General features: G+C 31.5%; 9 protein-coding genes. 2 read left to right on the top strand and 7 right to left on the bottom strand.

Annotation, left to right across the window (positions count from 1 at the left end; all coding sequences use genetic code 11):
• Positions 1-373 (top strand): transposase (locus ACLUJM_RS11290; protein WP_412412843.1); only part of this gene is annotated, 373 nt, incomplete at its 5' end.
• Positions 374-851: 478 nt separating this feature from the next.
• Here the strand turns inward: ACLUJM_RS11290 and ACLUJM_RS11285 are convergent.
• The 3 genes from ACLUJM_RS11285 to ACLUJM_RS11275 all read right to left on the bottom strand — a co-directional run bounded on the left by ACLUJM_RS11285 (position 852) and on the right by ACLUJM_RS11275 (position 5902).
• On the bottom strand, positions 852-1661 hold the full coding sequence (locus ACLUJM_RS11285; RefSeq protein WP_008819336.1) for a helix-turn-helix domain-containing protein: 810 nt from the start codon (positions 1659-1661) through the stop codon (positions 852-854).
• 29 nt (positions 1662-1690) lie between these two features.
• Positions 1691-2668 (bottom strand): virulence RhuM family protein, encoded by a 978-nt coding sequence (locus tag ACLUJM_RS11280; protein WP_008819337.1) that lies wholly within the window; start codon positions 2666-2668, stop codon positions 1691-1693.
• Between the two features lie 171 nt (positions 2669-2839).
• Positions 2840-5902 (bottom strand): type I restriction endonuclease subunit R, encoded by a 3063-nt coding sequence (locus ACLUJM_RS11275; protein ID WP_412412842.1) that lies wholly within the window; start codon positions 5900-5902, stop codon positions 2840-2842.
• Between the two features lie 157 nt (positions 5903-6059).
• On the opposite strand from ACLUJM_RS11275, the gene ACLUJM_RS11270 reads away from it, so the two are divergent.
• The gene (locus ACLUJM_RS11270) at positions 6060-6707 is read left to right on the top strand and encodes a restriction endonuclease subunit S (RefSeq protein ID WP_254868042.1); all 648 of its coding nucleotides are present in this window, start codon (positions 6060-6062) and stop codon (positions 6705-6707) included.
• Here ACLUJM_RS11270 and ACLUJM_RS11265 read toward each other — a convergent pair.
• From ACLUJM_RS11265 to ACLUJM_RS11250, 4 genes are all read right to left on the bottom strand, one after another.
• Positions 6704-7249, bottom strand: a complete 546-nt coding sequence (locus ACLUJM_RS11265) for a restriction endonuclease subunit S (RefSeq protein WP_009269226.1) — start codon at positions 7247-7249, stop codon at positions 6704-6706. The two genes, ACLUJM_RS11270 and ACLUJM_RS11265, sit on opposite strands and share 4 nt — an antisense overlap.
• Before the next feature lie 10 nt (positions 7250-7259).
• Positions 7260-8246: a site-specific tyrosine recombinase/integron integrase gene (gene xerA, locus ACLUJM_RS11260; RefSeq protein ID WP_008819340.1), complete on the bottom strand. Its 987-nt coding sequence runs from the start codon at positions 8244-8246 to the stop codon at positions 7260-7262.
• A gap of 105 nt (positions 8247-8351) precedes the next feature.
• Positions 8352-9470 carry a restriction endonuclease subunit S gene (locus ACLUJM_RS11255; protein WP_074748117.1) on the bottom strand — a complete coding sequence of 373 codons (1119 nt, stop codon included), beginning with the start codon at positions 9468-9470 and terminating at the stop codon, positions 8352-8354.
• Positions 9460-10595 (bottom strand): SAM-dependent methyltransferase (locus ACLUJM_RS11250; protein WP_412412841.1); only part of this gene is annotated, 1136 nt, incomplete at its 5' end. The genes ACLUJM_RS11255 and ACLUJM_RS11250, both read right to left, overlap by 11 nt.

The raw sequence follows: 10595 nt of genomic DNA, 5'->3' as shown, positions 1-10595 counted from the left end.
GCAAGAATTATTAAAAATGATTGAAGAATTTAAGGCTCTCAGAGGTTACATTCCTTGTCTTTTCTCACAATACCTTGATAAATATAAGCATGAGATTGCCCGCTCATTTACTATAACTGAGGTATCAAGACGTAGTGCAAAGGATAATGAGCGTTACTATGCACGTTTATCCAATGGACCTATGGAATCATTCAACCGAAAGCCGAAAGATTATAAGAGAAACTCACGAGGTTCCTCTAATTTTAATTATACTAGAAATCGAATCTTATGGTCTACCAGAAATAGACCTGCATTGAGAAATACGCCCAAATCATCTAATGAAGTACATAGCTATGTTGGAAAGAAACGTGGTAAATATAAAGTAAAAGAATAAAGAGATTAAGAATTTGTACAGAAGCATAACCAAAAAAAGAGAATCAGAATGTTTTTTCACTGATTCTCTTGATTTTAACTTTAGGGGTCTTAATTTTTAGCCTTTATTTTTTCTCTCCCCCAAAGTTGACCCCCAAATTTCTGGCGAAAACCCCTAAAAAATTTGGATAGCCTTATCAATAGGGTTTTCTGAGGTTTTTAGTATTATTCCCACTCGACTTCCAGACCTTGTTTTCTCGTGTTTTTCCATACTATTAATGCATATTTCGTCCATAAAATACTCATATTTTAGCCATTACAGTACGTCTTTAAACTTTTTGTAGCCATTTTGTAGCCGCGCACTATTAGTTCACCTCATCTATTTATAAGCATATTTTTAACAAAGGAATAGTTGCATGTAGCCAATTTCTAAATTTATGAACTTATAGTACATATAAATTGCAATTTGAAATCAAAAGTAATGTTCAAAATAAAATAACTTAATATATATCCATCACTCTTTCAATTTTCTTCTTTTTGGCAACAATCATCCTAGAAATAAATTCTTCATAACTTTCAGATGGATATAAAGGATTAGGTTCAACTATTTTTTCTCCTTTATAGAATAAATCAGCTATAGAATTTACCATCGTTATCATTCCTTCAGGTAAACCATTTTTGTAATATATATGCTCTTTTTTAATTTTCCCATAAAGAAATTCTAATTGTTTTAAATGTTCTTCTAAATTCAATGGTTCACCATTAAGGGGATGCAAATAGTTGATCCTTCTTTTAAAAATATATTGTAATTCTTCTTCGTTTGCAATTTCACAAGAAGTACCTCGTCTTACATAAATCATATTTTGTTTTAATGAACCACTTTCTCTTTTTGATAAAAAAGGAATAAACTCAGGCGTATCTTCTACCACTAGCATTTGTAATTTCTTACCAATCAATTCTTCATACTCTGATGAATTATATACAAAATCATAAATTTCATATTTTAAATTTGAAGATATATAATTTTTTATACCGTTTGAGATAATAGCTTTATCTACAATTTCAGATAATCCGCTAATTGATATTGTTTTATCATCATTTTCTGATACGCCAAATACTATAATTCCACCTTGAGAATTTGATAAAGCTAATATTTCTTTTGCTAATGTTGCATTTTCAATCCATTGTTCTTTAAAATCAATTGAATTATGTTCTCCTGTTTGAGAATGCAAAAATTCTCTCAATTTTTCAAGTGTTGGTTCTCTCAACAATTCATACATGATGTCCTTTAATTGTTTTGGAAATTTCATACATCCACCTCACATACTTGAATTATTAATTACTTTAAATTTTCCAATTCTTTTATTGCATCTAAATAATCTCTCTCAACATCACTTAATGTTTTTGCTTTATACTTTTTGTATTCTGTTTCAGCCTTTTTCATTGCTTGTGTATGAGAAATTGAGCCATTACCAACCAATAGTTCTTCTCCAGTGACTGTTAGAATGTTATCTAGGTGTTTTACCCAATCTTCCATTGTCATTACTTGTTCTCGTTCTGCTTGTCTTTCTGCAAAATCAAGATATCCTGATACAAGTTGACCCATTGCTTTTAACTCTTTTTCATTTAAGTAATTCTTTGCAATCTTTGCTTCTTTTAATGTTGGTTGATTCCCAGAAAAGGTTGTTAATCCCATAAATTCTTTTTCAGCATCCGCTCTATGATAAATAACTTCTGCAGCTGTTTCACCATGAATCGCATAGTGAATTTTATTTTGTACTTTTTTAAAGAATTGAATAGATACTTCAGCGGTTGGATCATAATCGATACTTGTTGCATATATTTCAAGAACTTGTCTATAAAATACTTTTTCAGATGCACGGATATCACGAATTCTTTCAAGTAATTCCTTAAAGTATCCGCCACCACCCAACTCTTTCAATCGTTCATCATCAAGCACAAATCCTTTTTTCATATATTCCTTAATAAGATTTGTTGCCCAAATTCTAAATTGAACTCCTCGCTTTGATTTAACACGGTAACCAACAGAAATAATGACATCAAGATTATAGTAATCTACTTGATATGTTTTTCCATCATTGGCAGTTGTTGCAAAATTTGCAACAACTGAATCTTTTACTAATTCTCCTTCATCAAAAATATTTTTTATATGTCTTGATATAGTAGATTTATTCTTTTGAAACAAGGATGCCATTTGATCTAACGATAGCCATACTGTTTCAGAATTAAAAGTTGTTTCAATTTTAACTAATCCATCTTCAGTTGTATAAATAATCATTTTTGAATTATTATCCATATTGATAAGCCTCCTTGATTAAAGAATAAGATAATGTCTAATTTTAACATTTTAAATTCTAATTATCATTCAATCACATAATTTTCTAATAATTTTATTTATAATGTTCATAAACTATAGCCTTTTTATATTTATCAATACCCATATAATATAGCAAAATCATTCTTGTTTCTATATTTCCATAACATTATCAGTCCACAGTTCACACTGCATCATTACTGTTTGCACAGCATCTTCCATTCCTTCAGGTGGATATTTATGCTTTTTAAGTAATTTCTTGATTAACATTCGCATTTTCGCACGTGCAGATTCTTTTTTCTGCCAGTCGACAGTTTTATTATTTCTTAATGCCTTAGTCAATTCTCTAGTAATAGCGATTAATTCGTCATTTTCATAAAAATCTTTAATTGCTTGTGGTCTTGTTAAAGCATCGTAAAAAGCTAATTCATCTGGTGTTAAACCTAGTGCGTTTCCTTCTTCGTGAGCACCTTTAATTTGTTTAGCTAAGTCTAAGAGTTCTTTAATTACTTCTTCATTACTTAACATTCCGTTTAAATAAGAGTTAATTGTTGTTTGAATAATTTCTGAAAACTTCTCTGATTTAACTACATTGGTTCTTCTATATACCTTAATTTGATCTGCAATTAACTTTTTAAGAACCTCTACAGCTAAATTTTTCTCTTTCATTTTTCCAATTTCTTTTAAAAAGTCAGTATCAAACAAGGAGAATTCTTGTTTTACATCACTAAATAAATTAATAACCCCATCACTTTTGATAGATTGTTTTAACAGCTCATTAATCCGTTCATTCATTTCTGGAAGGGAGATTTTACCCTTTCCACCTTTATTCGTTAAACGATTTAGCATAACACGTATCGCTTCAAAGAAAGCTGCTTCAACACGAAATTCTTCTTCAACTATAGATGAGCATAATTGAACTGCTTGATGTAGCGCTGTACTTTCTCTAATAAAATGATCCTTATCTTCTTGTCGTTTTGGGTCTAACATGAAGTTTACTGCACCACTGATTGTTTTAGCTTTTTCTAGATTTGTTCCAACCTTAAATTTATACCAGTCATAACCATGCAATAAATCTTTACATATTTGAAGTTTCTCTTCAAATTTAGTGTAAGCAGCTTTAGATATATCCATATCTCCATAGTTTTTCTTATCTCTGATAGTATAATCATTCATTGCCTCTTTTAAAGCTTGAGCAATACCAATATAATCAACAACAAGCCCACCTTCTTTATTCTTATAAACACGATTTACACGAGCGATCGCTTGCATTAAATTGTGTCCATTCATAGGCTTATATACATACATAGTTGCTAATGAAGGTACATCAAATCCTGTTAGCCACATATCAACAACAATTGCAATCTTAAGTGGATCATCATTATCTTTGAATTTAACAGCTAGTTCTTCTTTATGTGCTTTATTTCCAATAATATCATGCCATTCTTCTGGATCTTTATTACTAGAAGTCATGACACATGCTACTCTTTCTGTCCAATCAGGACGTTTTTCTAATATCTTTTTATATATTTTTATAGCAATAGGTCTAGAATAAGCAACAATCAATGCTTTTCCTGTTAATAAATTTGCTCGATTATTTTCATAATGTAACAAAATATCATTAACTAAAGATTCAATTGTCTGATCTGCACCAAGAATTGCTTCCATTTTTCCTAGTTCTTTCTTGCTCTTTTGAATAACTTCTTCATCAGCTGAGTTAGCCATTAAATCATATTCAGTATCAATCAATCTGATTATATTTTCATCTAAATGAAGCTTAATAACTCTACTTTCATAATAAACAGGACGAGTTGCTCCATCTTCGACAGCTTGAGTCATATCATAAACATCAATATAATTTCCAAATACCTCTATAGTACTTTTATCTTTAGTAGAAATTGGTGTGCCTGTAAAACCAATAAAAGTAGCATTAGGTAAACTGTTACGAATGATACGTGCTGTACCTTTAACAACCTTTGCTTCATCTTCACCTTTTTCATTTTTTACAATCTTTACTTTTTCTTCTAATCCATATTGGCCACGATGAGCTTCATCAGCCATTACTATAATATTTCTTCTATCTGACAATACATCAAATGAATCTTCAAACTTCTGCATCGTAGTGAAAATAATTCCATTTACCTTGATATTATTTAATAGATTTCTTAAATGATCTCTACTTGTAGCTTGAACTGGTGTTTGTCTTAGAAAGTCCCTACATTTAGAAAACTGTGAAAACAATTGATCATCTAAATCATTTCTATCTGTTAAAACAACGATAGTTGGTGATTCTAAAGCTTTTTGTAATAAGTGTGCATAGAATACCATTGATAATGATTTTCCACTGCCTTGCGTATGCCAGAAAACACCACCTTTTCCATCAGAAATTGTAGCTTTTTTTGTAGAAGTAATAGCTTTTCTAACAGCGAAATACTGATGATATGCTGCTAAAATTTTTATAATATTTTCCCCATCATTTGAAAAACAAATGAAGTTTTTTATAATGTCTAATAATCGTTCTTTCTCAAACATTCCTTCAAAGAATGTATCGAATTGAGCAAATTGAGTATTTTCATAACTACCATCTTTTGTTTTCCATTCCATATACCGATCTTCACCAGAAGTTATCGTTCCAGCTTTAGAAGTTAATTGATCACTCATAACACAAATTTGGTTATAAATAAACATAGATGGTATTTCTAGCATATAATTTCTTAATTGTGTATATGCTTCAGATACATCAGTTTCTTCTCGTGATGGCGATTTCAATTCAACCAATACTAATGGCATACCATTGATAAATAAAATAACATCAGGTCTTTTGTTACTATGATCAATAAAAGTCCATAGATTTGCAACAACAAAAGAATTGTTTGATACATTCTCATAATCAATTAAATAGACAATGTCCGACTTTTCTTTTCCGTCCTTGAAATATGAAACATCAACACCATTTTGTAAGTAATTAGTAAAAACTTGATTTTTCTTTTCTAACGATCCATTTTCAATATGGGTTATTCGATAAATGGCATCCTTGATAGCTTCTCTATCTTTTCCCTTGTTGATTCTATAGATTGAATCTTCAAAATCTTCTACATATAAAGGATTCATATAATCTCGCTCAAGCTCTGGACCATAGACATATCTATAATCCATTCCCTCAAATAATTCTATAATTGATTCTTCATAACTTGATTCTGTAAAATGTGCTGGCATACTTTCACCTCATTTCTAATATTTTTTATACGCTATTAACTTTTTAATCTACATATCATTTTATAACTCTCATTCACCACTAAACAATAATTTAGAGCAGCAAGCTCAAGCTCTTTTTAAGTCTTGGTTTGTTGATTTCGAGCCATTCAACGGAACTATGCCTTCTGACTGGGAAATTGTTCCTCTCGAAAAAATTGCTGATTTTCAAAATGGCTATGCATTTAAGAGTAAGGAGCTTTTAAATGAGCCGTCACCAGACTGTTATCAAGTATTCAAACAAGGACATATTGCTCGTGGCGGTGGATTTATTCCTGATGGAACAAAAAGCTGGTATCCAAAGAGCCTTGCATCAAAATTAGAGAAATTCGTTCTCAAAAAAGGCGATATACTTATGGCAATGACAGATATGAAAGACAATGTGGCAATATTAGGTAACACAGCCGTTATGCCACTTGATAATGAGTACATTGTCAATCAGCGAGTTGGACACCTCAGAGCAAATGGATACAAAGGAGTGACCTATCCTTTTATTTACTTACTTACTAACAGCACAGATTTTCTTGTTGACCTGCGTAGCAGAGCAAATAGCGGGGTGCAAGTAAACCTATCATCTTCCGAGATTAAAGCTTCGCAAACTGTTTTACCTTCAGAAGAAGTAAATAATGCTTTTTCTGAGATAACTCTTCCTATGTTTGAAATTATAATAAATAATCAGCTTGAAAATCAACGATTGGCACAACTCCGAGACACACTTTTACCAAAACTAATGTCCGGCGAACTTGATGTTTCCGACATTGAGATTTAAGCCGCTAAATTATTGTTTATCTTTACATTTTCCTCAATTTTATCATCAATAGAACCAAGTATAGAGCCAATCTTTTCTTGTACTTTTTTATCTTTTGGAACAGAAACCACTATATTTTTCATGGTATTTCCAGACACTTCTTTAAAAGTAGTACCACTGCCCATACTTTCTATTTTATCCTTATTGTATTTCAATAAGTAGTATAAAAATAATGGATCTGTATTCGTATTTGGAACAACACTTTTGAACCCTTGATTAGTACAGACTTCATTTGCTGCGATAGCAACATAACCTATTGGTGCTCTCGAGGAAAATAAAACAGTATTTTTAGGCATTATTTGAGTTGAACAACTATTTAATCCTATTTCCGTAATATTTCTTTCTCCTCGTACAATATATCTGCCACTAAAAGTAGATAAATCTTTTGGAGTAATCCAAGCAATTTCCCCATTATCATAATTTTCTAATTTTTTTGTCGAAGGGGTTGCACCCCCTACAACGGTGCCAATATCAGATATTTTACATTCAATCCATTCTGCCATATCCATCCTCCTATCCTATATACCTTTTATGTGCTATCTTTACATTACTTTGCTTAACCATTGCATATTGCAAAGTTGTATCTATCTTTTGATGTCCTAATAACTTTTGAAGTTGTTCTATCGGCATTCCTTTATCGATAGCTTTAGTTGCTAAAGTTCTTCTAAACTTATGTGGGTGTGCTTTTGGTATATCTAGTTGTTTACCAAGATTTCTTATTATCGTTTCAATAGCTCCGATCGATAATCGATTATATGGTTTTTTTATTGAAACAAATAATGCTTTATTCTCATCATTCCTACTATTTATATAGTTTTGAAGATGTATCTTAGTTCTTGCATCAAAGTAGACTATTCTTTCTTTATCCCCTTTACCAAAAACAACACATTCTCTTTCATTGAAATTAATATCATCAACATTTAATAAAACAAGTTCCCCAACACGCATTCCTGTTGAAGCTAATATATCAATTAAAGCTAAATCTCTAAGGCTATTGCAATTATCTCTCATTAATTCTAACGATTCATCAGAATAAGTTTCTTTTATAGTCGTAGCCGATTTGACTTTATGTATTCTCCTAACTGGACTTTTAACTATATAATCTTCATCCTCAAGCCAAGAAAAGAAACTTGATAATATTCGTCTTATATTATCAATAGTTACTCTGCTAGATTTATGATCATTTTGATAATCAGTTAGATATTTTCTTAAATCATCAGTAGTAACGTGTTTAACATGTTTTTGTACTTTGTCGAGAAGTATTTGAATAGTTGATTCATAATAGTGTAATGTTTTTTCAGAACAACCTTCTAAACGTTTAGAAGATAAGAAAGATTCAACATAGTGTTGATTATCTTCACCATTTAGTTCATCTTTGATTTCTTCAATCTTATAATTTACTAATACCATATCTAATACTTCTTTTAACTTTTCATATTGTTCATCTTTTAGTTGATGAATCATATTTTGTAAGACTTCATTTTTAACAATTTCTTTCATAGTCATTCTCCTTTTCATCAGTTTAAAACAACTATGGAGTGGTGTTCTTTTCGCTTAACTCTTGCCACTCACAAGAGTTATATATGTAAACAATAATTTAGCGGCTTAGAGTTCAATGTCGGAGACATCAATCTCGCCTGACATTAGTTTGGGTAATAATGAATCACGAATTTGCTGCAAACGGCAGATTTCATCGTAATTATTACGAATAGCGGTGTCCATCGGTGCAACTATTCCTTCAAATTCATCAAGCTTTTCATCTGATGGAATAAGGATTGGCATTACATTCAATGAGTTTCGGTTGATTGATCCAAAAACAGTACCTTCTCCATTAAAAACATCTAACTGTTTTTTGAGAGAGAACATTGTATAAAGTACGAAAGATTGATGGTTGGTTTTTGAATGAATAGCAGCAAGCCCTCGACCAATGCAACAGTCTGTATGAGCAACATTAAGGTCTCCTACGGGGGCACGAACGCTCGTCAATGTGTCATTGGCACAAGCCATTCGCTTGGGTTCGGTTGTGAAAAGGCGAACAGTTGGAAATCTAAACCCAAACTCCGCACGACCCTGAAAGAAAATTGTACCAATACTTTCCTCATTGTAGCTACTTCCGCTAGGGGATTGACCCATAATTATGTCAGCAATATCACTCAAAGTGCCTTCTTTCCAATTAGAAGCAGCATTATCAATGAACATTTGCTGATATATTTCCTGAGCTTGCTGCTCTAAATTATTGTTTATCTTATTATTAAGTTCAATTTTTTCATCCAATGATTTCAAAATACTTGCAATTTTCTTTTGTGTATGCAAATCAAATAACGGAACTTCATACTGCATTATCGAAACTTTATCGCCTCGTGGCATTTTTGTTCCTTTCGATGTTGCCATCGAATATGTGAAAAAATCATCATCTGCAAGTACATAATACAAGAAGTCTTTGTCTATATTGGAATCAGGCACGAAAACTAATACATCGTTAGAGCAGCCACCATCATATTTTGCCTGCCATATTTTTTTGAAATATGGACGAATATTAGAGACTAAAACATCATCTTTTTTATATTTTTGTGTCAATAAAACGGTAGGTAAAGAACTTGCTCCTGTAATTCCACGTTTATTCGATAACATATTCTCTGTTGATATGTAGTTTTGAGTGTTTAAATTTTCTACCTCTACTTTTTCTTTGCGAAAACAACAGATATCTTCAAGCTTACATTTCATATCCAATCGCCCCCAGTTTCTTACGAATTTCCTCTTCAAGCTCATGGGATTTTGTAAACATATCAGATAATTCAGAAGTTAATCTAGCCATCTTTTCTTCAAATGGTTCGCCATCATCTTCTTGCTCTTCAATACCAACATATCTTCCTGGAGTTAAAATATAATCTTGATTTTTAATATCTTCTATAGAACATACAGCACAATAACCTTTTTCATCGACATCAATTCCATTTTGGAAATCATCAAATGTTTTTGCTATTTTATTGATATCTTCTTCTGTGAAATCACGATGTGTTCTATCTACCATATGCCCCATTTTGCGAGCATCAATAAATATTGTTTTTCCTTTTTGTTTTTTATCTTTAGAAATAAACCATAATGTTACTGGAATCGTAACACTGTAGAATAATTGTGTTGGTAAAGCAACAATACCTTCGATTAAATCAGCTTCTATAATATTCTTTCTAATTTCGCCTTCACCACTTGTTTGTGAGGATAAAGCACCATTAGCTAGCACCAAACCAATTTTCCCTTTTGGTGCTAAATGATAAATCATATGTTGAATCCATGCAAAGTTTGCATTCCCTCCAGGAGGAGTACCATATTTCCATCTTACATCATCTTTTAGTTGATCGATTTTTAATCCTTTCCAGTTAAAAGGTGGATTAGCCATTATAAAATCTGCTTTTAATGTCTTATGTAAATCATTGGTAAATGTATCTGCATTATATTGACCAAAATCAGCATCTATTCCTCTAATAGCCATGTTAATCTTCGCCATTTTCCATGTATCTGGGTTTGCTTCTTGACCGTAAACAGAAATACTATCTCTATTTCCGCTATGAGCTTGAATGAATTTTGCCGACTGTACAAACATCCCACCTGAACCACAACAGGGGTCATACACACGACAGTTATCATATGGTTTTAATATTTCTACTAATAATTTTACAATGCTAGATGGTGTATAGAATTCTCCTCCATCTTTTCCTTCTTTTGCCGCAAATTCAGCTATACAATATTCATATGTTCTACCAAGTAAATCCATATCTTGATCAGTACCATCCATATGAATTTTATTAGTAAATAAATCTACAACATCTCCTAAAACTGTTTTATCTAAAT

The sequence above is a fragment of the Finegoldia sp. genome (assembly GCF_046991905.1).
In the GTDB taxonomy this organism is placed as follows: Bacteria; Bacillota; Clostridia; order Tissierellales; family Peptoniphilaceae; genus Finegoldia.
The sequence above is the reverse complement of the archived record's forward strand: the minus strand, read 5'-3'. Positions and strand labels throughout refer to the sequence as shown.

Coding starts and splice junctions, on each gene's coding strand:
- ACLUJM_RS11270 (WP_254868042.1), top strand. CDS start 6,060: ATGCCTTCTGACTGGGAAATTGTTCCTCTCGAAAAAATTGCTGATTTT.
- ACLUJM_RS11265 (WP_009269226.1), bottom strand. CDS start 7,249: ATGGCAGAATGGATTGAATGTAAAATATCTGATATTGGCACCGTTGTA.
- ACLUJM_RS11275 (WP_412412842.1), bottom strand. CDS start 5,902: ATGCCAGCACATTTTACAGAATCAAGTTATGAAGAATCAATTATAGAA.
- ACLUJM_RS11280 (WP_008819337.1), bottom strand. CDS start 2,668: ATGGATAATAATTCAAAAATGATTATTTATACAACTGAAGATGGATTA.
- xerA (WP_008819340.1), bottom strand. CDS start 8,246: ATGAAAGAAATTGTTAAAAATGAAGTCTTACAAAATATGATTCATCAA.
- ACLUJM_RS11255 (WP_074748117.1), bottom strand. CDS start 9,470: ATGAAATGTAAGCTTGAAGATATCTGTTGTTTTCGCAAAGAAAAAGTA.
- ACLUJM_RS11285 (WP_008819336.1), bottom strand. CDS start 1,661: ATGAAATTTCCAAAACAATTAAAGGACATCATGTATGAATTGTTGAGA.